A 21,897-nucleotide genomic window follows, 5' to 3' on the forward strand; every position below is an offset into this window, starting at 1 on the left:
GCGTCACGGGACCCGCATCGGCGTCGACGTCGGCGACGTACGGATCGGGGTGAGCACCTGCGATCCGTCCGGGATCCTCGCGACCCCGGTCGAGACCGTCGCTGCGGGCCCGGACTCCATCCGCGACATCCTGACGATCGCGAATGATCGTCAAGCCATCGAAATTGTGGTTGGCTTGCCACGGTCGCTCTCGGGGGACATGGGGCCGGCGGCGCGCAAGGTGCGTGCATACGCCGAGGAGCTGGCGGTGGCGTCCGCTCCGACCCCCGTCAGGCTCGTGGACGAGAGGATGTCGACCGTGACCGCACAGCACAGCCTGCGCCAGGCCGGCCGGAAGGCGAAGCAGCAGCGCTCCGTCGTGGACCAGGCCGCGGCGGTCGTGATCCTCCAGTCCGCTCTCGACATCGAGCGGACGAGCGGCAGCGTGCCCGGCCAGCTGGTCGAGGTGGGCCGGTGAGCGACCTCGGACTGATGCCTGAACGTGAGCGCCGTCCCGCCGGTCACCGTGCGGCTCGGCGGGAGAAGAAGAAGCGACGCGGACCAGGGTGCTTCCTGATCCTGCTGATCGTCGCGGCTGTCTGCGTCGCCGGCTACCTCGGCGTGTCGAAGCTCGTCGGCGCCGCGGGCGACTTCTTCGGAGGGCCTGAGGACTACCCGGGCCCCGGCACGGGGAGCGTCGTGGTCGAGGTCAGCCAGGGCGACACGGTCGCGGCGATCGGGCGCGAGCTGAAGTCGCAGGGCGTCGTCGCGAGCGTCGACGCGTTCCTCGACGCTGCGTCCGGAGCGCCGGAGATGAACCAGGTTCAGCCCGGCTTCTACCAGCTCCAGAAGGAGATGCCGGCTCGGGACGCGGTGTCGGCGCTGATCAACCCCGAGAGCAGGGTCGACGCGTCGATCTCGGTCCCGGAGGGCGCGCGGGTCGACCAGGTCGTGGACCAGATCGTCAAGAAGACCGAGTTCACGAAGAAGGACGTCGAGGCCGCCCTGGAGAACCCTGAGCTCGGCCTGCCGGACGCGGCTGAGGGCAACCCGGAGGGCTACCTGTTCCCCGCGACGTACACCGTCGCGCCGGACGACACCGCGCTCTCGCTGCTCCAGCAGATGGTGACGAAGGCGAAGCAGGTCCACTCCGAGCTCGGGCTCGAGGAGCGTGCGAAGGCGCTCGGGATCACCCCGCACGAGGCCGTGACGGTGGCGAGCATCGTCGAGGCCGAGTCTGGCCGTGAGAAGGACGCACCCAAGGTCGCCCGCGTGATCTACAACCGCCTGGACGACGGCATGGCGCTGCAGATGGACTCGACCGTCCACTTCGTCGTCGGCAAGAACGGCTCCGTGTGGACCAACGAGCTCGACCGTGAGTCCGACTCGCCGTACAACACCTACAAGGTCGTGGGGCTGCCCCCAGGCCCGATCGGCAATCCCGGGGAGGCGGCGCTCGAGGCAGCACTGAACCCTGCCGACGGTGACTGGCGCTACTTCGTGGCGGTCGACCTCGACACCGGCGAGACGAAGTTCGCGGCGACGCTCGACGAGCACAACGGCAACGTCGCAGAGCTCAGGGAGTTCTGCGAGACGTCCGAGAAGTGCTGATGCCGCGCTGCGCTGTCCTGGGGAGCCCCATCGCGCACTCGCTGTCTCCGGTGATGCACCGGGCGGCGTACGCGGAGCTGGGCCTCGTCGACTGGACCTACGACGTGTTCGACGTGGACGAGGACGGGATCGGACCGTTCCTCTCCGGGCTCGACGAGAGCTGGCGGGGACTGTCCCTGACGATGCCGCTGAAGCGTGCCGTCATCCCGTACCTCGACACCGTCTCCGAGACCGCGCGCGAGGTCGGCGGTGTCAACACCGTGATCGTGGATGTCGAGGGGCGGCACGGGTTCAACACCGACGTGCCGGGCGGTGTGGCCGCGCTCCGTGAACGCGGGGTCGTCGAGGTGGAGGACGCGGTCGTCATCGGCGCCGGTGCCACGGCCGAGTCGATGGTGGCGTCGTTGCGTCGTCTCGGGCTGCGCCGGGTGACGCTGGCGGTCCGCTCGCTCGACCGTGGTGCGCTGCTCGCGGAACGGATCGTCGCGGCGGCCGGTGGCGCCGACGCGATGGCGGTCGAGGTGACCGGGATCGGGCCGGATCTCGCGCGGTCGGCGCAGGTCGTGGTCTCGACCGTGCCCGCCGACGCGATCGCGCCGTACGCGCAGATGCTCGTCACGCGGTGCGACGCGGTGTTCGACGTGATCTACGAACCCTGGCCCACGCCGCTTGCGCGGGCAGCGCACGACGCAGCGGTGCCGGTCGTGTCCGGTCTCGACCTCCTGACCCACCAGGCCGTCGAGCAGGTCCGGCTGATGACCGGGCAGGACGTGTCGCCGGCGCTGCTGCACGACGCCGCACTCGGCGCCCTTGCGTCGCACTGACGCGGGGCGCTGAGACGCGGCTCAGCCACTCCTGCGTGCGATCGCGGATTCGCTCCTGCGTGCGATCGCGGATTCGCTCCTGCGTGCGATCGCGGATTCGCTCACGCGCACAGGAGCTCGGCGAAGCGGTGCTCCATGACCGATCCGGCGCTGGGCGCCTCGGCGACGCTCCCCGCCGCCGCCCCGTCCTCGCCGGCGAGCCGCGCGATGTGGAGGTGCCCCGTCGGTGTGCGCCAGTGAACCTCGCTCGCGAGGGCGCCGGCTGCTCCTTCGACCGTGGCGACCTGCCACCCCGGCGCCTCCTTTGCGAGGTTGTCGGCCTGGCACACGCCCTGCGCGTTGGCCGCCACGCTCAGACCGCCACGCGCGTACGGCTGCGCATGGTCGACATCGCGGATGCGGCAGTCGCACCACGGTCTTCGGCACTGCCCGTCGACCATGCTCACCAGTCGCCGGACGGCGGCGCTGAACCGACGTGCTCGCGGATCTGACGCCACCAGCTCCCGGCCGTCGGGTGAGGTGAAGAACCGCCGCACCCATGCGTGCTCGGACGACGCGAGCCGCCGTGCGAGCTCGGCCGGGATCGGCCCGTAGTCGGCGAGGGTCGCGGGAGAGCCCTGCGCGCTGAACAGCGTCTCCGGGGACATCACGACGCCGACCTCGACGCCGAGGTCAGCCGTCCCGTCCACCCTCACCCGCAGCCCGGTCAACGACTCGACCGCAAGGTCGGTGACGATCTGCCGGATCGTGCGCGGATCGCCGTCCGAGCGTCGCGCCGACGCCTCGCGGTCGAGGCGCTCGAAGGCGCTCACGAGCTGCTCGGCAGGCGCGTACACCGTCAGGGTCGCCATCGCGTCCAGCTCCGGGCGCAGCGACACGGAGCGCTCCGCACGGGCGCGGACCACACGCTCGTACGCCGCGTGCGGATCGGCGGCGAGGACGAGCCGGCGGGCCTCCTTCGCTGCGCGCCGTGGTGAGAGCTCGGCGAGCGCGGGCGCCAGCTCGGCGTCGATCGCCAGGCGGTCCTCGGGGGACGCATAGGTCGTCTCACGGCAGACCGCGGCCGCGACGCCCTGCGAGATCGCTCCGTAGCGCAGCAGGTCGTGCGTGCGCGGGTGGTGCTCGAGGGCGCGTGCGAGCCCGTAGCTCGTCTCGCCGGCCGGCGTCGACACCTGCCGCGCCAGCGCGATCTCCGCGAACAGGGACCGTGTCAGCACGGACTCGTGGACCCGGTCTCCCATCACCTCCCGGCGGCGCACGTCCAGCGCCTGGATCGCCTCGATCTGGATGCTCTGCGCGACGCGAACGACCACCTCGCACGCGGTGACGAGGTCGATCTCCGCGGCACCCAGCGCGAGGGCATCGGCGTCGTGCTCGCGCGCTCGCACGCGCGCCGCATCGAGGGCCGCCCCGACGCGCGCGAGCAGCCGCTCAGTGAGGCGGTCGATCGGTGGGAGGTCGCCCTCGGTCAGGTGGTCGAACATGTGTTCGACTCTAGCGGTCGGCGAAGACATGGTGGCTTCCTAGCGCTGCTGTCCACAGCAGCCTCGTCCGACGGGAGACTGTGGACGAGTCACCCGTGCTCTGGCCAGGGCAGCACCCGCAGGCGGGGCCACTCCCGCGACCAGCGTTCGGCCTTCGCCTCGTAGACCGCCCGTGGGGCGAGCAGCGGGTTCGGCCGCACGACCATCCCGAAGACGTCGCCGAGGCCGTGCGGAGCGTAGACGCGCCAGGCACCGCTCCGCTCCGCGCGCACGCCGACACAGCACGTGGTCGCGGCGAAGTGGTCGATCGCGTCCTCGGAGGAACGGAACGGCGGGCAGGGGATGCCGAACCGGGCCTCGTACCAGAGGTGCACGCGCGCCTCGTTGCGCACCTCCACCGCGACGCCGAGGTCGCCGAAGACCTCGCCGGCACGACGGATCACCTCGTCCTCGGCGTCCCACGAGAGGTCGGTCCCGTCGTGGTAGAAGACGTCGTAGTCCTTGATCCCAGCCTCCGCCGGTCGCCCCGACACGACGTTCCACACGGTCTGGAAGACGGCTCCCGCGGTGACATACAGGCCCGACAGCTCGAGCGACGCCGCGCGTTCGAGCACGGCGAGGAGGGTGGCGTTCTCGGAGAGCGCAGCGCGAAGTGCCGCGGCCTGCTCGTCGAGAGGCAGCTGAGCGCGAGGGTCCAGGGTCACGGCGGCATCCTCCCAGTGCCTGGGGACAACCCTCGCTCCAGCGGAGGTTGGGGACGACGGCCGCTCTCGACCGCCCTCTCCGGCTATCGTTCCTGCGTGTCCGAGCCCCTGGTCGCCGCCCTCCTCGCCGCCGTCGTCGCGGCGCTCGGCGGTCTGCTCGCGCCCCGCATGATCGCGCGCCTGCCGGAGCCTGAGGAGGGACGCGCGCCGGACGACACGGGGGAGCGCGCCCGCGGCGAGGACGATTCCCCTGTCCCTGATGCCGACGCCGTCGCGCCGCCCGTCCCCGCGAAGGTCCCGTACGCCGAGCTGGCCGCGCGACCGCACCTTCCCGCGGCGCTGGCCGTGGCCTCCGCCGCCTTCGCGGGTGCCGTCGGTGGGCGCCTCGGTCTGGATCCCGCCCTCCCGCTGTGGGTGGCCGTGACGGTCCTCGGGGTCACGCTCTCCTACGTCGACTGGCACACGCGCCTGCTGCCGAAGCGGCTCGTGCTCCCGGCGTACCCCGTCGTCCTCGCGTTGGCACTCCTCGCCGCGCTGCTCGGCCGCGACACCGACGTGCTCCTCCGGGTGGGGGTCGGCTGGCTGGTCCTGTCCGGGGCTTACGCGCTGCTCTGGATCGTGTCGCCGCGCGGGATCGGCTACGGCGACGTCCGCCTGTCGGGCATCCTTGCGATCGCGCTCGCGACGCTGGGCTGGGCGGAGCTGATCGTCGGGGGATACGCCGGCTTCGTCCTGGGGGCGGTCGGGGGAGTGGCGCTGGCCGCGCTGGGTCTGGTCGACCGCAAGGCCTTCCCGTTCGGGCCGTTCATGATGCTCGGCGCCTGGGCCGGCGCCCTCTGGGGGAGTGTCCTCCTGCGCCCGTGGGGCTGATCCGCGGCGCGAGACCGTGACGGCCGTCGCGCAGCTGCATGACAGACTTGGCCCATGCTTCGTTGGTTGACGGCCGGGGAGTCCCACGGTCCTGCACTGGTCGCTGTCATGGAGGGGATGCCTGCCGGCGTCTCCGTGACGAGCGCGACGATCTCGGACGCGCTGGCGCGGCGGCGCCTCGGCTACGGCCGCGGGGCCCGCATGAACTTCGAGGCCGACGAGCTCGAGATCGTCGGCGGCATCCGCCACGGCCTCACCCTCGGCAGCCCCATCGCCCTGCGGATCGGCAACAGCGAGTGGCCGAAGTGGCAGCAGGTCATGGCCGCCGACCCGGTCGACGCCGAGGAGCTCGCCGGCGTCGCCCGCAACGCGCCGCTCACACGCCCCCGCCCCGGCCACGCGGACCTGGTCGGGATGCAGAAGTACGGCTTCGACGAGGCCCGACCCGTCCTCGAGCGCGCGAGCGCCCGCGAGACGGCGGCCCGCGTCGCGCTCGGCTCCGTGGCGACGGCCTTCCTCCGGGAGGCGTGCGGCGCGACGGTCGTGAGCCACGTGGTGGAGTTCGGCTCGGTCAAGGCCCCGGCCGGGCTGATCCCGACGATCGACGACGTCGAGCGCCTCGACGCCGACCCCGTCCGCACGCTCGACCCGGCCACGTCGGCCGCGATGGTCGAGGAGGTCGACGCGGCCCGCAAGGACGGCGACACCCTCGGCGGCGTCGTCGAGGTGGTCGTGCACGGGCTCCCGCCGGGGCTCGGCAGCCACGTCCACTGGGACCGGCGGCTCGACGCCCGGCTCGCGGCGGCGCTCATGGGCATCCAGGCGATCAAGGGCGTCGAGCTCGGCGACGGGTTCGACCTCGCGCGCACCCGCGGGTCGCTCGCGCACGACGAGATCGTCGGCACCGACGACGGCATCCGTCGCTCGTCGGGCCGTTCCGGCGGCACCGAGGGAGGCATGTCGACCGGTGAGGTCCTGCGCGTGCGCGCGGCGATGAAGCCGATCGCCACCGTCCCGCGCGCGCTGCGCACCATCGACGTCACGACCGGCGAGCCGGCGCAGGCGCACCACCAGCGCTCGGACGTCGCTGCGGTCCCCGCTGCGGGCATCGTCGCCGAGGCGATGGTGGCGCTGACTCTCGCGGACGTCCTCCTCGAGAAGTTCGGCGGCGACTCCGTCACCGAGACCGCCCGCAACGTCGCGTCGTACCTCGCCGCGATGACGCCCGCGTGAGCACGGCAGCCGTGAGCGGCCCCGGCGACGTGGCGCCCCAGGACATCGTGCCGCGCCCGGTCGTGGTCCTCGTCGGCCCGCCCGGTGCCGGCAAGTCGACCGTCGCCGCGCTGCTCGCCGAGTCGCTCGGGGTCGCCGTCCGCGACACCGACACCGACATCGAGGAAGCGCAGGGCACGACGATCGGCGAGCTCTTCGTCACCAGCGGCGAGGAGCACTTCCGCGAGCTCGAGGCCGTCGCCGTGGCGGCCGCGCTCGCCGAGCACCGCGGCGTCCTCGCCCTCGGAGGCGGCGCGGTCATGCGGGCCGAGAACCGCGACGCGCTGGCCGGGCACACGGTGGTGTTCCTCGACGTCGGCCTCGCCGAGGCGGCGTCGCGGGTCGGTCTGACGAGCACCCGGCCGCTTCTGCTCGGCAACGTACGCTCGCAGATGAAGAGTCTGCTCGACGCCCGACGTCCGACGTACGAGGCGGTGGCGACGCACGTGGTGCTCACCGACGGCCGTACGCCCGCCGCGATCGCCGAGGAGATCCTGACCCTGCTCGGGTGACCCCAGCCCGTACGCCCACCAGCCGCCGCGCGTGCACCGCACGCCGCTCACCGAGGAGTCCGTCGTGGCAGAACCGACCCGCATCAATGTCGCCACCGATGCGCCGTACGACGTCGTCGTCGGCACCGGTCTGAGTGGCGAGCTCCCGGGGCTGATCCCGGAGGACGCCGCCCGCGTCGCGGTGCTGCACCCCGGGTCGCTGCGCGGCCTGGGGGAGGCGATCCGGTCGTCTCTGGCCGCCGGCGGGCGCGAGGTGCACGCGGTCGAGATCCCGGACGGGGAGGCTGCGAAGACGTCCGACGTGGCAGCGTTCTGCTGGGGCGTCCTCGGGCGCGCCGGCTTCACCCGGTCTGACGTCGTGATCGGCGTCGGCGGAGGGGCGGCGACCGACCTCGCCGGTTTCGTCGCGGCCACCTGGCTGCGCGGGGTGCGCCACGTCCTGATCCCCACCACGGTGCTCGGCATGGTCGACGCGGCGGTCGGCGGCAAGACCGCGATCGACACCCCCGAGGGCAAGAACCTCGTCGGCGCCTTCCACGAGCCGACCGGCGTCATCTGCGACCTGTCGCTGCTCGCGACCCTCCCGCTCAACGAGGTACGGTCCGGGCTGGCCGAGGTCGTGAAGTGCGGGTTCATCGCCGACCCGGTGATCCTCGAGCGGGTCGAGGCCGATCCGGGCGCGGCCCTCGACGTCCGCGGCGACGTGCTCCGCGAGATCGTCGAGCGCGGCATCCGCGTGAAGGCCTCCGTCGTGGCGGGGGACCTGACCGAGACCGGCGCCGACGGCACGATCGGGCGCGAGGCGCTCAACTACGGCCATACCCTCGGGCACGCGATCGAGCGGTACGAGTCGTACTCCTTCCGTCACGGCGCGGCGATCGCCATCGGCATGGTGTACGCCGCCGAGCTCGCGCGGCTCGACGGGCGCATCGACGCCGACCTCGCGTACCGGCACCGCGCCGTCCTCGGCTCGCTCGGCCTGCCGACCGGCTACCGCCCCGGCGTCTGGGACGAGCTGCTCGCCGGGATGCGCCTCGACAAGAAGTCCCGCGGGGCCCAGCTCCGGTTCGTGGTGCTCGACGGCTTGGCCGAGCCGGTGATCTTCCCCGGCCCGGACCAGGGCCTGCTGACGGCTGCGTACGCCGAGATCTCGGGCTGACCCGCCCGCGTAGGCTGACCGCATGCCTGCCGAGCACCTCGCCCGCCGTCAGCGCCTGGCCACGCTCCTGCGCGAGCGCGGCCTGGCCGCGGCGATGATCACTGACCTCGTCAACGTCCGCTACCTGACCGGGTTCACGGGGTCCAACGGGGCCGTCCGCGTCGCGGAGGACGGCTCCGCCGAGCTCGTGACCGACGGACGCTACCGCGACCAGGCCGCCGAGGAGTCTCCTGACGTCGCGGTCACGATCAACCGCGATCTGATCGGCGCCCTCGCGGCCGGTGCCGCGGGCGCGGCACGGGTCGGCGTCGAGACCCACGTGCTCACCGTCGACGACCACGCCCGCGCCCGTGAGGCGTACGGCGAGGTCGCGCTCGTCTCGTTGGACCGCGCGGTGGAGCAGCTCCGCGTGGTGAAGGACGAGAGCGAGCTCGACGCGCTGCGCCGGGCGTGCGACATCTCCGTCCAGGCGCTGGACGAGGTCCTCGCCGGACCGCTGCTCGGCCGGACCGAGCGGGAGATCGCGCGCGACCTCGAGTGGACCATGTACGCGAAGGGTGCCGAGGCGATCGGGTTCGAGACGATCGTGGCCGCGGGGGAGAACGCCGCGATCCCGCACCACGACCCGACCGACCGTCCCGTGGGGCGCGACGAGCTGCTCAAGATCGACTTCGGCGCGCGCGTCGACGGCTACCACGCCGACTGCACCCGCACGGTGGTCGTGGGCCGCGCGGACGCGTGGCAGCGCGAGGCGTACGAGGTCGTGCGCGCGGCGCAGCAGGCGGGCGTCGACACCGTCCGCGAGGGAGCGCTCGGCTCCGACGTCGACGCGACCGTGCGTCAGGTGCTCGACGACGCGGGATGGCTCGAGCACTTCACGACCGGCCTCGGGCACGGCGTCGGGCTGCAGATCCACGAGGACCCGTTCCTGCGTCCGACCGAGCCCGTTAGACTGGAACGTCGCACCCCTTTGACCGTGGAGCCCGGCGTGTACGTGCCGGGGCGTGGCGGCGTGCGGATCGAAGACACCCTCGTCGTGACCGACGGCGCAGCCGAGCTGCTCACGGTCGCGACCAAAGACCTCCTGGAGCTCGCCTGATGGCAACGACGAACGACCTGAAGAACGGCATGGTGCTCAACCTCGACGGGCAGCTGTGGTCCGTCGTGTGGTTCCAGCACCACAAGCCCGGCAAGGGCGGTGCCGTGGTCCGCACCAAGCTCAAGAGCGTGCTCTCGGGCAAGGTCGTCGACCGCACCTTCAACGCCGACGTCAAGGTCGACGTGGCCAACGTCGACAAGCGCACGATGCAGTTCCTGTACCACGACGGCACCTCGTACGTGTTCATGGACACCGCGACGTACGACCAGTACGAGCTGCCGGAGGCCACCGTCGGTGACGCCTCGGGCTTCCTCCTCGACAACCAGGAGGCCGTCGTCGCGATGAACGACGGCAACCCGCTCTACATCGAGCTCCCGGCGTCGGTCGAGCTGAGCATCGAGTACACCGAGCCGGGTCTGCAGGGCGACCGCTCGTCTGGCGGCACCAAGCCGGCACGTCTCGAGACCGGTCGCGAGATCCAGGTCCCGCTGTTCATCACCACCGGCGAGAAGGTCAAGGTGGACACGCGCGACGGCTCCTACCTGGGCCGCGTCAGCTCCTGATGGCCGGTTCCCGCACCAAGGCCCGCAAGCGCGCTCTCGACGTCCTGTTCGAGAGCGAGCTGCAGAGCCGTGAGGTCGGCGCGACCCTCGACGGGCGCGTCGCCGCCGGCGACCCTCCGGTCAACCCGTACACGATCGAGCTCGTCGAGGGCGTGCGCGAGCACCGCGACCGCATCGACGTGCTGCTCGAGGAGTACGCCCAGGGCTGGTCGCTCGAGCGGATGCCGGCCGTCGACCGCAACCTGCTGCGGATCGGCGCGTACGAGGTGCTCTACCGCGAGGACGTGCCGGACGCCGTCGCGGTATCCGAGGCCGTGAACCTCGCGGCAGAGCTGTCGACCGACGACTCGCCGACGTTCGTGCGCGGGCTGCTGAGCCGGCTGGTGGAGGTCAAGCCGACCCTGTCGGCCTGAGTGCCGACGTCCTCACGAAGACCGCCGGGCGGTGAGCCCGGTCCCACGACGCGTGTGCGCGGTGGGACCAGGCTCACCGCCCGTTCGCGTGTGGCGGCCGGATGCCGGTCAGTCCAACGGCGGCACGTAGAACGCCGTCGTGGCGGCGACCTTGGCCGCGACGTCGTCGGCGGACGCGCCGGTCGTCGCCAGCGCCTCGCCCCAGGCCCGGCTGCTCGTCGTCATGCACTCCCGGATCGTCGGATCCTTGTCGAGCTGCTCGGGCGAGCCGAGCTCGAGGCCGGTGAGGTTGGCCCACAGCCCGAGCAGTGCGAGGTCCCACCCGACGCCGACCGCCCCAGGGCCGAACTGGTCCCACATCTCGGGCGGCACGACGGCGGTGTGCTCGAGGTCGAGGCGCGTGCCGTCCTCGCCGTCGGGCTCGAGCCGCACCTCCACGATCGAGGCGTCCTCGGGCCCCTCGGGCTCGCCCATGACCCACGTGACGAGCAGACGGCGCGGCGGCTCGCAGACGCGGATCTCGCCGCCGGCGTTGCCTTCGAGCTGATAGGTGCCGCCGAGGCGCAGGTCGCCGCTGACCGGCAGGAACCACCGGGGGATGCGCTCGGGGTTGGTCACCGCGTCCCACACCTCCTCGGGCGGGGCGGGGTAGGTGCGGCTGAGGGCGACCACGTGCGCGTCGCCGGCCGGGAGCTTGCCCTCCCTGACGCTGCGGCGTACGGCGTCCATCTCGGTGATGAGGTCCTTCATGACGTTCTCCTCTGGTCCGTGCGGGTGTGCGTGGTGGTGTCGCTGAGGGGAGCCGGCTGCTGCGCGCGGCGACGCTCGCGGGCGCCTCGTGCCAGCTCGGTGCCGAGGGCGTCGAGCCGCTGGTCCCAGAACTGCCGCAGTCCCGCCGCCCAGTCCTCGACCTCCGCGAGCGGGGTCGGGTCGAGCGCGTAGAGGCGACGCGTCCCGTCGACGCGCACGGTGGCGAAGCCGCTCTCGCGCAGCACCCGCAGGTGCTGGGACACCGCGGGCTGGCTGATCGAGAACTCCTCGCCGACCTTCGCCGCGACCTCCCCGGCGGGCAGCTCCCCGTGGGCGAGGAGCTCGACGATGCGGCGGCGGACCGGGTCTCCGAGGACGTCGAACGCTCCCATGGACGCCATCCTGAAGCAGTCACTTATATAAGTCAAGACGCAATCACGCCGGTGCGGCGTGCGCGGGCGCCGACCCCGAAGCAGCCCGGCGAGCCCCCGCGACCCCGGGAGACCTGCCTCACACGTGTAGGCTGAGCGGCGAAAGACATCCTTTAACCACCGTCCCGTGAGGCGGAGAAGGAGGTCAGTCGGTGTCTGCGCACACCCCTGATTCCGCGGCCCCAACATCCCCGGGCACAGCGTCCACCGTCGTCCTCGACGCAGGCGACATCTCCCGCGCACTGACGCGGATCACCCACGAGATCATCGAGAAGAACCGCGGCTCCTCCCAGGTCGTCGTGCTCGGCATCCCGACGCGCGGCGTCGAGCTCGGCCGCCGGATCGCCGAGCGGATGAGCGAGGTCGACGGCCACCCCGTGCCGTACGGGTCCCTCGACATCACGATGTACCGCGACGACCTGCGGCTCAAGCCGGCCCGCGCGCTGGAGAAGACCGACATCCCTGTGGACCTCGACGACCGCGTCGTGGTCCTCGTCGACGACGTCCTCTTCTCCGGCCGGACGATCCGGGCCGCCCTCGACGCCCTCAACGACCTCGGCCGCCCCAGCGCGGTGCAGCTCGCGGTCCTCGTCGACCGCGGTCACCGCCAGCTGCCGATCCGCGCGGACTTCGTCGGCAAGAACCTCCCGACCTCGCTCGCGGAGCAGGTGAAGGTCGCCGTCTCCGGCACCGACGAGCGCGACGAGGTCCGGATCGTCTCCGCGCCCAAGCCCGCCGCGGCGCCGAGGGAGGACGGACGATGAGGCACCTGCTCTCCGCCGGCGACCTGAGCCGCGACGACGCCGTCCTCCTCCTCGACACCGCCGAGGAGATGCGCAGCGTCGCCGAGCGGCCGATCAAGAAGCTGCCGACGCTGCGCGGCCGGACGGTGGTCAACCTCTTCTTCGAGGACTCGACCCGGACCCGCATCTCGTTCGAGGCCGCGGCCAAGCGCCTGTCCGCCGACGTCATCAACTTCGCGGCCAAGGGCTCGAGCGTCTCCAAGGGCGAGAGCCTCAAGGACACCGCGCTCACGCTGCAGGCGATGGGGGCCGACGCGGTCGTCATCCGTCACGGTGCCTCGGGCGCCCCGGCGCGGCTCGCCCGCGCGGGCTGGATCGACTCCGCGATCCTCAATGCCGGCGACGGGTCGCACGAGCACCCGACCCAGGCGCTGCTCGACGCGTTCACCATGCGCCGCCACCTCGCCCCGAGCGGCGACCGGAGCCTCGAGGGGCGCCGGGTCGCGATCGTCGGCGACGTGCTGCACAGCCGTGTCGCGCGCTCCAACGCGCTGCTGCTCACGACGCTCGGCGCCGAGGTCACGCTGGTCGCCCCGCCGACGCTGATGCCGTACGGCGTGGGGTCGTGGCCGGTGGAGACCTCGTACGACCTCGACCCGGTGCTCGCCAAGACCGACGCCGTGATGATGCTGCGCGTGCAGCGCGAGCGGATGAACGCGGCGTTCTTCCCGAGCGCGCGCGAGTACAGCCGCCGCTACGGCCTCGACGCCAAGCGGATGGCGAAGCTCCCCGACCACGCCATCGTCATGCACCCCGGTCCGATGAACCGCGGCATGGAGATCACCGCCGACGTCGCGGACTCGACGCGCTCGGTGATCGTCGAGCAGGTGACCAACGGGGTCGCCGTCCGCATGGCCGCTCTCTACCTCCTCCTCAGCGGCGCCCGCGACGCCGAGACCACCTCCACGAGCACGTCCGACGACACGACAGAAGGGCAGGCATGACCGCGTACGTCATCCGCAACGCATCGATCCTCGGCGAGCAGGCGGCAGACCTGCTGATCGTCGACGGCGTGATCGCGGACATCGGTCCCGGCCTCACGGCCCCTGCGGACGCCGAGGTCATCGACGCCGACGGTCTGATCGCCCTCCCCGGGCTCGTCGACCTCCACACGCACCTGCGCGAGCCCGGCCGCGAGGACGCCGAGACCGTGGAGACCGGGACGCGTGCCGCGGCCGCTGGAGGCTTCACGCTCGTCCACGCGATGGCCAACACCGACCCGGTCGCCGACACCGCCGGTGTCGTCGAGCAGGTCTGGCGGCTCGGCCGCGAGCACGGCTACTGCGACGTGGCGCCGGTCGGCGCGGTCACGGTCGGCCTCGGCGGTGACCAGCTCGCCGAGCTCGGCGCGATGGCCGACTCCGCTGCCCGCGTCCGGGTCTTCTCCGACGACGGCAAGTGCGTCTCCGACGCCGTCCTGATGCGCAGGGCCCTGGAGTACGTGAAGGCCTTCGACGGCGTCATCGCCCAGCACGCGCAGGAGCCCCGCCTCACCGAGGGCGCGCAGATGAACGAGGGCGAGCTGTCCGGCGTCCTCGGGCTCACCGGCTGGCCGGCCGTCGCCGAGGAGGCGATCATCGCCCGCGACGTCCTGCTCGCCGAGCACGTCGGGTCGCGCCTGCACGTCTGCCACCTGTCGACCCGCGGCTCGGTGGAGATCGTCCGCTGGGCCAAGTCGCGGGGCATCGACGTCACCGCCGAGGTCACCCCTCACCACCTGCTGCTGACCGACGAGCTCGCCGCGACGTACGACCCGATCTACAAGGTCAACCCGCCGCTGCGCACCGCCGACGACGTCGCCGCGCTGCGCGAGGCGCTCGCCGAGGGCGTCATCGACATCGTCGCCACCGACCACGCCCCGCACCCGAGCGAGGACAAGGACTGCGAGTGGGCGGCGGCCGCGTTCGGCATGACCGGCCTCGAGACCGCGCTGTCGGTCGTCCAGCACACGATGGTCGACACCGGTCTGCTCGACTGGGCCGGCGTCGCCGCGCGGATGTCCGCAGCACCGGCGCAGATCGGTCGCGTCACCGCCCACGGGCGTCCGCTCGCGGTGGGGGAGCCCGCCCACGTCGTGCTGTACGACCCGAAGGCGACCCGCGTCGTCGAGCCCTCGGACTCGGTGTCGCGCTCGCGCAACACCCCGTACCGCGGCATCGAGCTGCCGGGCCGGGTGGTCGCGACGTTCCTACGAGGCCGACCCACCGTCCTCGACGGCACCGTGGTCGAGGAGGTGGCGGCATGAGCCGGACGCCCGCGATCCTCGTCCTCGAGGACGGCCGCACCTTCCACGGCGAGTCCTACGGCGCGATCGGCGAGACCGTCGGCGAGGCCGTGTTCTCCACCGGCATGACCGGCTACCAGGAGACGCTCACCGACCCGTCGTACCGGCGCCAGGTCGTGGTCATGACCGCCCCGCACGTCGGCAACACCGGCGTCAACGCCGAGGACCCGGAGTCCGGGCGCATCTGGGTGGCGGGGTACGTCGTGCGCGACCCCGCCCGCGTCGCCAGCAGCTGGCGCGCGACCCGCACGCTCGAGGACGACCTCGTCGAGCAGGGGGTCGTCGGGATCAGCGGCATCGACACCCGCGCGCTGACCCGGCACCTGCGCGAGCGCGGCGCGATGCGCGTCGGGATCAGCTCGGTCACCGACGACGTCGACGCGCTGCTCGCGACCGTGCAGGCGGCGCCGTCGATGGCCGGCGCCGACCTCGCCGGCGAGGTGACGACCACCGAGCCGTACGTCGTGCCCGCGATCGGCGAGAAGCGCCTCACCGTCGCCGCCGTGGACCTCGGCATCAAGGCGATGACGCCGCACCGGATGGCCGAGCGCGGCATCGAGGTGCACGTGCTGCCGGCCGACGCGACGCTCGAGCAGGTCCGCGCGACCGGCGCCGACGGCGTGTTCTTCTCCAACGGCCCGGGCGACCCGGCGGCGACCACCGACGCGGTGGAGCTGCTGCAGGACGTCCTGCGCGACCGGACGCCGTTCTTCGGGATCTGCTTCGGCAACCAGATGCTCGGGCGCGCGCTCGGGCTGGAGACGTTCAAGCTCAAGTACGGCCACCGCGGCATCAACCAGCCGGTGATGGACCGTACGACCGGCAAGGTCGAGATCACCGCCCACAACCACGGGTTCGCCGTCGCGTGGCCCACCGACCTCGACACCGCGGTCAAGACGCCCTTCGGCGACGCCGCGGTGAGCCACGTGTGCCTCAACGACGACGTCGTCGAGGGGCTGGAGGTGCACGACGCGAGCGGAGAGCTGCTGGCGTTCAGCGTCCAGTACCACCCGGAGGCCGCGGCGGGCCCGCACGACGCCGAGTACCTCTTCGACCGGTTCGCCGACCTGATGCTCGCGCGGCGCGGCGACGCGGCACGAACACCCCGCTCCGAGACGACCGAAGGGACGGTGCGCTGATGCCCCGCCGCGACGACATCTCCTCCGTCCTGGTCATCGGGTCCGGCCCGATCGTGATCGGCCAGGCGTGCGAGTTCGACTACTCCGGCACCCAGGCGTGCCGCGTGCTGCGCAGCGAGGGCCTGCGGGTCGTGCTGGTCAACTCCAACCCGGCCACGATCATGACCGACCCGGAGTTCGCCGACGCGACGTACGTCGAGCCGATCACGCCGGAGTTCGTCGAGCGCGTGATCGCCAAGGAGCGCCCTGACGCGCTGCTGGCGACGCTCGGCGGGCAGACCGCCCTCAACACCGCGATGGCGCTCGACGCGGCCGGCGTGCTCGAGAAGTACGGCGTCGAGCTGATCGGCGCCTCCGTCGAGGCGATCGAGAAGGGCGAGAACCGCGAGTCGTTCAAGGCGATCGTGGAGGGCCTCCCGAGCGCCTGGGGCGCCGAGGTCGCACGCTCCTCGATCTGCCACTCGATGCCGGACTGCCTCGACGCGGTGAAGTCCCTCGGCTACCCGGTCGTGGTCCGCCCGTCGTACACGATGGGCGGCGTCGGCTCCGGCATCGCCCGCGACGAGGACGAGCTCTACCGCATCGCCGGGGCGGGCCTCGCCGCGAGCCCGACCACCGAGGTCCTCCTGGAGGAGTCGATCCTCGGCTGGAAGGAGTACGAGCTGGAGGTGATGCGCGACAAGGCCGACAACGTCGTCATCGTCTGCTCGATCGAGAACCTCGACCCGATGGGCGTCCACACCGGAGACTCGATCACCGTGGCGCCCGCGATGACGCTCACCGACCGCGAGTACCAGCGGCTGCGCGACATCGCGATCGGCGTGATCCGTGAGGTCGGCGTCGACACCGGCGGCTGCAACATCCAGTTCGCGGTCAACCCCGAGGACGGCCGCATCGTCGTCATCGAGATGAACCCGCGGGTCTCGCGCTCGAGCGCGCTGGCGTCCAAGGCGACGGGCTTCCCGATCGCCAAGATCGCCGCCAAGCTCGCGATCGGCTACACGCTCGACGAGATCCCGAACGACATCACCCGCGAGACGCCGGCGAGCTTCGAGCCGACGCTCGACTACGTGGTCGTGAAGGTCCCTCGCTTCGCGTTCGAGAAGTTCCCCTCCGCCGACGAGCGGCTCACCACCCACATGAAGTCCGTCGGCGAGGCGATGGCGATCGGCCGCAGCTTCACCGAGGCGCTCCAGAAGGCGCTGCGCTCGCTCGAGCGCCCCGACGCCGCCTTCGACTGGCGCCGCGAGTGGGTCGACCTCGACAAGGATGCGCTGCTCGAGGAGATCGCGGTCCCGCACGACGGCCGCCTCAAGAAGGTCATGGACGCGATCCGCGCGGGAGCGAGCATGGAGGAGCTGTTCGCGTCGACCAAGATCGACCCGTGGTTCCTCGACCAGCTGGTGCTGATCAACGAGATCGCCGCCGAGGTCACCGCGGCCGACGAGCTGACGCCGGGGCTGCTGCGCAAGGCCAAGCGCCACGGGTTCTCCGACGAGCAGATCGGCAAGATCCGCGGCATGACCGCCGACGTCGTCCGTGGGGTCCGGCACGCGCTCGGCATCCGTCCGGTCTACAAGACCGTCGACACCTGCGCCGCCGAGTTCGCGGCCCGCACGCCGTACCACTACTCCTCGTACGACGAGGAGACCGAGGTGGAGCCGCGCGAGCGGCCCGCGGTGCTGATCCTCGGCTCCGGTCCCAACCGCATCGGGCAGGGCATCGAGTTCGACTACTCGTGCGTGCACGCCTCGCTCGCGCTGTCGGAGGCCGGCTACGAGACCGTGATGGTCAACTGCAACCCGGAGACGGTCTCGACCGACTACGACACCTCCGACCGGCTCTACTTCGAGCCGCTGTCGCTCGAGGACGTGCTCGAGGTCATCCACGCCGAGCGCCAGGCCGGACCCGTCGTCGGCGTCGTCGTGCAGCTCGGCGGCCAGACCCCGCTCGGGCTCGCCGCGGCGCTGGAGCGTGAGGGCGTCCCGATCGTCGGCACGTCGCCCGCGGCCATCGACCTCGCGGAGCACCGGGGCGCGTTCGGGCGGGTCCTCGCCGACGCCGGGCTGCCCGCTCCGAAGCACGGGACCGCGACGTCGTTCCCCGGCGCCAAGAAGGTCGCCGACGAGATCGGCTACCCGGTGCTCGTCCGTCCGTCGTACGTCCTGGGCGGGCGCGGCATGGAGATCGTGTACGACGAGCCGACGCTGGCCGACTACATCGAGCGGGCCACCGAGATCTCGCCCGAGCACCCGGTGCTGGTCGACCGGTTCCTCGACGACGCGGTCGAGATCGACGTCGACGCGCTCTACGACGGCACGGAGCTCTACCTCGGCGGCGTGATGGAGCACATCGAGGAGGCCGGCATCCACTCCGGCGACTCCTCGTGCGCGCTCCCGCCGATCACGCTCGGCGCCGAGGACCTCGCCAAGATCCGCACCTCCACGCACGCGATCGCCGAGGGCGTCGGCGTGCGCGGGCTGATCAACATCCAGTTCGCGCTGAGCTCCGACGTGCTCTACGTGCTCGAGGCCAACCCGCGGGCGTCGCGGACCGTCCCGTTCGTCTCGAAGGCGACCGGCGTCCCGCTGGCGAAGGCGGCGGCCCGGCTGATGCTGGGGGAGTCGATCGCCGAGCTGCGGGCGGCGGGCGTGCTGCCGGCCACGGGCGACGGCGCCGACGTCGGGCCGAACGCGCCGGTCGCGGTCAAGGAGGCCGTGATGCCGTTCAACCGCTTCCGGACGCTCGAGGGCAAGACCGTCGACACGCTGCTCGGCCCGGAGATGCGCTCCACCGGCGAGGTGATGGGCATCGACGCGCTGTTCGGCACCGCGTTCGCGAAGGCGCAGGCGGGGGCCCAGGAGGGCCTGCCGACCTCCGGCAAGGTCTTCGTCTCGGTGGCCAATCGCGACAAGCGCCACATGATCTTCCCGATCAAGCGCCTCGCCGACCTCGGGTTCGAGATCGTCGCCACCGCGGGCACGGCCGAGGTGCTGCGCCGCAACGGCGTGCAGGCGACCGTGGTCCGCAAGCTCAGCGAGTCCCCGGCCACCACTGACGGCGTGCGGCTGAACGACCTGATCTCCTCCGGTGAGATCGGGCTCGTGGTCAACACGCCGCACGGAGCGACCTCAGGCGGCAGCCCGCGAGTCGACGGGTACGAGATCCGTACCGCGGCGATCAGCGCGGGCGTCCCGTGCATCACCACCGTCCAGGGGCTCGCGGCCGCGGTCCAGGGCATCGAGGCCGCGCGTGAGGGCGGCGTCGGGGTCCGGTCGCTGCAGTCGTGGGCCGAGGCCGTACGCGCGGGGGCTGACGCCGTACGCACGGGGGCGGGGGCGTGAGCGCCACCCAGGCCGCGGGCACCGTGGTGTCCCGGACGCCGGTCGGCGACTACCACCACCTCGTGATCGCGGCGGAGGGCATCGCCGAGCATGCGCGGCCCGGGCACTTCGTCGCGCTCGCCATCGGCGGACCCGACAGCGGGATGCTCCTGCGCCGCGCGTTCTCGATCTACCGCACCTCGACGACAGGACGGCACGGCGAGACGGTCGAGATCGTCTTCGCCGCGCACGGCAAGGGCACGCGCTGGATGGCCGACCTGGCCCCGGGTGACCCGATCGACGTGGTCGGGCCGGTCGGGAGGCCCTTCGCGCTGCCGAAGGAGCCGGTGTCCTGCGTGCTCGTCGGCGGCGGCTACGGGTCGGCGCCGATGTTCTCCCTCGCGACGACGCTGCGCGACCGCGGCTGCGCGGCGCACCTGGTGCTCGGCGCGGCGACGACCCCTCGGCTGTTCGGCCTGCTCGAGGCCAACAAGGTCGCGACCAGCGTCCACGTCACGACCGAGGACGGGTCCACCGGGACCCGCGGCCGGGTCACCGACCTGCTCGCGGACCTCGTCGACGACACCGACGCAGCGGTCGTCTACGCGTGCGGTCCGATGGGGATGCTGCGTGCCGTCTCCGACGTCGCCGAGGAGAACGGCGCCTGGAGCCAGTGCGCCGTCGAGGAGTCGATGGCGTGCGGGATCGGCGTCTGCATGACCTGCGTCCTGCCCGTCGAGGGAGAGGACGGCATCGTCCGCATGGTCCGCAGCTGTGTCGAGGGTCCGGTCTTCCGGGGCGACCGGGTGCTGTGGGACGCCGTCGGGACCGTCCCGCCGGGCACGTTGGGAGGTCCGCGATGACGACGACCGCAGCGACGAGCGCAGCGGCGATCGCCCCCGAGGAGGTCGACCTCGGCGTCGACCTGTGCGGCGTCTCCCTCCCGAACCCGGTGATGACCGCGTCGGGGTGCGCGGCGGCCGGACGCGAGCTGGACCAGTTCTTCGACGTCTCCGAGCTCGGCGCGATCGTCACGAAGTCGATCATGCTCAACCCCCGCTCGGGGCGCCCGACCCCGCGGATGGCGGAGACGCCGTCGGGGATGCTGAACTCCATCGGCCTGCAGGGCCCGGGGATCGATGCCTTCCTCGCCCGCGACCTGCCGTGGCTCGTCCAGCGCGGGGCCCGTGCGATCGTCTCGATCGCGGGCGACAAGCCGGCGGACTACGTCGAGCTGGCGCGTCGCGTCGGGCAGGCACCGGGCGTGGCGGCGATCGAGGTCAACATCTCGTGCCCGAACGTCGAGAACCGCGGTCTGGTCTTCGCCTGCGACCCCGAGTCGTCGTACCGCGTGCTCGACGAGGTGCGCCCGCACATCCCCGACGGCATCCCGGTCTTCGCGAAGCTGACGCCGGACGTCACCGACATCGCCGGCATCGCCGGGGCGGTCTCCGACGCCGGCGCGGACGGCGTGACCGTGATCAACACGCTGCTGGGCATCACCATGGATCCCGACACGCTGCGCCCGAGGCTTGGCGGGATCACCGGCGGCCTCAGCGGCCCGGCGGTGCGCCCCGTCGCCGTGCGCGCGGTCTGGCAGATCCGCAAGGCGCTGCCGGACCTGCCGATCATCGGCGTCGGCGGCATCCGGACCGGCTTCGACGCCCTCGAGTTCATCCTCGCCGGGGCGCTCGCGGTGCAGGTAGGCACCGTCATCTTCAACGACCCCGGCGCGCCGATGCGGGTCGTGCGCGAGCTGCAGGACGAGCTCGCACGGCGGGGCATCCGTTCCCTCAACGAGGTCCGGGGAGCGGCACATGGCTGAGACAGGAGACGTGATGACGCCTTTCGGAGCGCGGCTCAGTGCCGCCGTGGGGGAGTACGGTCCGCTGTGCGTCGGCATCGACCCCCACGCGTCGCTGCTGGCCGACTGGGGACTGTCGGACGACGTGTCGGGGCTGGAGACGTTCGCGTCGACGGTCGTGGAGGCGATGGCCGGCGAGGTTGCGGTGGTCAAGCCGCAGTCGGCGTTCTTCGAGCGCCACGGCGCGGCCGGCGTCGCGGTCCTCGAGCGCACCGTGCAGGCGGCCCGGGAGGCGGGGCTGCTCGTCCTCCTCGACGTCAAGCGCGGTGACATCGGCTCCACGGCGGCGGCGTACGCCGACGCGTACCTCGATGCCGCCTCGCCGATGCAGGTCGACGCAGTCACGGTCTCCCCGTACCTCGGCTTCGGCTCGCTCGAGCCGTTCCTCAGCACGGCCGAGCGCAACGGCGGAGGCGTCTTCGTGCTCGCGCTGACCTCGAACCCTGAGGGGCCGGAGGTGCAGCACGCCCGTGCCGGGGACCAGACCGTCGCGGGCCGCATGCTGGGTCACCTCCGCGAGCGCAACGCCGGCGCGACGCCGCAGGGCTCGTACGGGGCCGTCGTCGGTGCCACCGTGGGCGACCTGACCGAGGACGTCGCGATCAACGGTCCGCTGCTGATCCCGGGCTTCGGCGCCCAGGGCGGTACGGTCGCCGACCTCCGCAGGCTCTTCGGCGGGGTGTGGGACCACGTCCTTCCGGCCAGCTCCCGGGGGATCCTCGCCGCCGGACCCGACGTGGCCGGTCTGCGCGAGGCGGCCCGGAAGGTGCGCGACGAGCTGGCCTGACCGCCGCTGGGCGTGAACCCTGGTGA

The 21,897-nt window shown here is 72.3% G+C and carries 22 protein-coding genes; 18 read left to right on the forward strand and 4 right to left on the reverse strand.

Annotated features, from left to right (window positions below; translation table 11 throughout):
- Positions 1-49: 49 nt before the first annotated feature.
- Genes ruvX through ACQSSQ_RS08975 form a run of 3 tightly spaced genes read left to right on the forward strand, consistent with a single transcriptional unit; the run spans position 50 to position 2,414 of the window.
- Complete coding sequence (gene ruvX, locus ACQSSQ_RS08965) at positions 50-457, forward strand: Holliday junction resolvase RuvX (protein WP_431326793.1); 408 nt, start codon at positions 50-52, stop codon at positions 455-457.
- Entirely contained in the window at positions 454-1,590 is a 1,137-nt protein-coding gene (mltG, locus tag ACQSSQ_RS08970) for an endolytic transglycosylase MltG (RefSeq protein WP_431326686.1), read from the forward strand. The genes ruvX and mltG overlap by 4 nt, the downstream gene beginning before the upstream one ends.
- Positions 1,590-2,414: a shikimate dehydrogenase gene (locus tag ACQSSQ_RS08975; RefSeq protein ID WP_431326687.1), complete on the forward strand. Its 825-nt coding sequence runs from the start codon at positions 1,590-1,592 to the stop codon at positions 2,412-2,414. The genes mltG and ACQSSQ_RS08975 overlap by 1 nt, the downstream gene beginning before the upstream one ends.
- Before the next feature lie 101 nt (positions 2,415-2,515).
- Here ACQSSQ_RS08975 and ACQSSQ_RS08980 read toward each other — a convergent pair whose 3' ends face one another.
- Complete coding sequence (locus ACQSSQ_RS08980) at positions 2,516-3,898, reverse strand: 13E12 repeat family protein (protein WP_431326688.1); 1,383 nt, start codon at positions 3,896-3,898, stop codon at positions 2,516-2,518.
- Between the two features lie 89 nt (positions 3,899-3,987).
- Positions 3,988-4,602 carry a nucleotidyltransferase family protein gene (locus tag ACQSSQ_RS08985; RefSeq protein ID WP_431326689.1) on the reverse strand — a complete coding sequence of 205 codons (615 nt, stop codon included), beginning with the start codon at positions 4,600-4,602 and terminating at the stop codon, positions 3,988-3,990.
- Positions 4,603-4,698: 96 nt separating this feature from the next.
- Here ACQSSQ_RS08985 and ACQSSQ_RS08990 point away from each other — a divergent pair, with 96 nt between their 5' ends.
- The 7 genes from ACQSSQ_RS08990 to nusB all read left to right on the forward strand — a co-directional run bounded on the left by ACQSSQ_RS08990 (position 4,699) and on the right by nusB (position 10,490).
- A complete protein-coding gene (locus ACQSSQ_RS08990) occupies positions 4,699-5,472 on the forward strand; it encodes a prepilin peptidase (RefSeq protein ID WP_431326690.1) in 774 nt (257 codons plus the stop codon).
- A 54-nt stretch (positions 5,473-5,526) separates the two neighbouring features.
- A complete protein-coding gene (aroC, locus tag ACQSSQ_RS08995; RefSeq protein ID WP_431326691.1) occupies positions 5,527-6,705 on the forward strand; it encodes a chorismate synthase in 1,179 nt (392 codons plus the stop codon).
- Entirely contained in the window at positions 6,702-7,256 is a 555-nt protein-coding gene (locus ACQSSQ_RS09000) for a shikimate kinase (protein ID WP_431326692.1), read from the forward strand. Before aroC ends, ACQSSQ_RS09000 begins: the two co-directional genes overlap by 4 nt.
- 64 nt (positions 7,257-7,320) lie before the next feature.
- Positions 7,321-8,415: a 3-dehydroquinate synthase gene (gene aroB, locus ACQSSQ_RS09005; RefSeq protein WP_431326693.1), complete on the forward strand. Its 1,095-nt coding sequence runs from the start codon at positions 7,321-7,323 to the stop codon at positions 8,413-8,415.
- A 22-nt stretch (positions 8,416-8,437) separates the two neighbouring features.
- Entirely contained in the window at positions 8,438-9,514 is a 1,077-nt protein-coding gene (locus tag ACQSSQ_RS09010; RefSeq protein WP_431326694.1) for a M24 family metallopeptidase, read from the forward strand.
- Positions 9,511-10,077: an elongation factor P gene (efp, locus tag ACQSSQ_RS09015; RefSeq protein ID WP_431326794.1), complete on the forward strand. Its 567-nt coding sequence runs from the start codon at positions 9,511-9,513 to the stop codon at positions 10,075-10,077. The genes ACQSSQ_RS09010 and efp overlap by 4 nt, the downstream gene beginning before the upstream one ends.
- Entirely contained in the window at positions 10,077-10,490 is a 414-nt protein-coding gene (gene nusB / locus ACQSSQ_RS09020) for a transcription antitermination factor NusB (protein ID WP_431326695.1), read from the forward strand. The genes efp and nusB overlap by 1 nt, the downstream gene beginning before the upstream one ends.
- Positions 10,491-10,598: 108 nt before the next feature.
- Here the strand turns inward: nusB and ACQSSQ_RS09025 are convergent, their stop codons facing one another.
- On the reverse strand, positions 10,599-11,240 hold the full coding sequence (locus ACQSSQ_RS09025) for an SRPBCC family protein (RefSeq protein WP_431326696.1): 642 nt from the start codon (positions 11,238-11,240) through the stop codon (positions 10,599-10,601).
- Positions 11,237-11,632, reverse strand: coding sequence for an ArsR/SmtB family transcription factor (locus ACQSSQ_RS09030; protein ID WP_431326697.1), 396 nt, complete (start codon positions 11,630-11,632; stop codon positions 11,237-11,239). The genes ACQSSQ_RS09025 and ACQSSQ_RS09030 overlap by 4 nt, the downstream gene beginning before the upstream one ends.
- Before the next feature lie 191 nt (positions 11,633-11,823).
- Between ACQSSQ_RS09030 and pyrR the strand changes: the two genes are divergently transcribed.
- Genes pyrR through pyrF form a run of 8 tightly spaced genes read left to right on the forward strand, consistent with a single transcriptional unit; the run spans position 11,824 to position 21,871 of the window.
- Positions 11,824-12,435: a bifunctional pyr operon transcriptional regulator/uracil phosphoribosyltransferase PyrR gene (gene pyrR / locus ACQSSQ_RS09035; protein WP_431326698.1), complete on the forward strand. Its 612-nt coding sequence runs from the start codon at positions 11,824-11,826 to the stop codon at positions 12,433-12,435.
- Complete coding sequence (locus ACQSSQ_RS09040; protein ID WP_431326699.1) at positions 12,432-13,418, forward strand: aspartate carbamoyltransferase catalytic subunit; 987 nt, start codon at positions 12,432-12,434, stop codon at positions 13,416-13,418. The genes pyrR and ACQSSQ_RS09040 overlap by 4 nt, the downstream gene beginning before the upstream one ends.
- On the forward strand, positions 13,415-14,719 hold the full coding sequence (locus tag ACQSSQ_RS09045; protein ID WP_431326700.1) for a dihydroorotase: 1,305 nt from the start codon (positions 13,415-13,417) through the stop codon (positions 14,717-14,719). Before ACQSSQ_RS09040 ends, ACQSSQ_RS09045 begins: the two co-directional genes overlap by 4 nt.
- The gene (carA, locus tag ACQSSQ_RS09050; RefSeq protein WP_431326701.1) at positions 14,716-15,897 is read left to right on the forward strand and encodes a glutamine-hydrolyzing carbamoyl-phosphate synthase small subunit; all 1,182 of its coding nucleotides are present in this window, start codon (positions 14,716-14,718) and stop codon (positions 15,895-15,897) included. The genes ACQSSQ_RS09045 and carA overlap by 4 nt, the downstream gene beginning before the upstream one ends.
- Complete coding sequence (gene carB, locus ACQSSQ_RS09055) at positions 15,897-19,241, forward strand: carbamoyl-phosphate synthase large subunit (protein ID WP_431326702.1); 3,345 nt, start codon at positions 15,897-15,899, stop codon at positions 19,239-19,241. Before carA ends, carB begins: the two co-directional genes overlap by 1 nt.
- Entirely contained in the window at positions 19,238-20,083 is an 846-nt protein-coding gene (locus tag ACQSSQ_RS09060) for a dihydroorotate dehydrogenase electron transfer subunit (protein ID WP_431326703.1), read from the forward strand. The genes carB and ACQSSQ_RS09060 overlap by 4 nt, the downstream gene beginning before the upstream one ends.
- Positions 20,080-21,045, forward strand: coding sequence for a dihydroorotate dehydrogenase (locus ACQSSQ_RS09065; protein WP_431326704.1), 966 nt, complete (start codon positions 20,080-20,082; stop codon positions 21,043-21,045). The genes ACQSSQ_RS09060 and ACQSSQ_RS09065 overlap by 4 nt, the downstream gene beginning before the upstream one ends.
- Positions 21,038-21,871 (forward strand): orotidine-5'-phosphate decarboxylase, encoded by an 834-nt coding sequence (gene pyrF, locus ACQSSQ_RS09070; protein ID WP_431326705.1) that lies wholly within the window; start codon positions 21,038-21,040, stop codon positions 21,869-21,871. Before ACQSSQ_RS09065 ends, pyrF begins: the two co-directional genes overlap by 8 nt.
- The last annotated feature ends 26 nt before the right edge of the window (positions 21,872-21,897 follow it).

The organism is Mumia spirodelae (assembly GCF_050632745.1).
In the GTDB taxonomy this organism is placed as follows: domain Bacteria; phylum Actinomycetota; class Actinomycetes; order Propionibacteriales; family Nocardioidaceae; genus Mumia.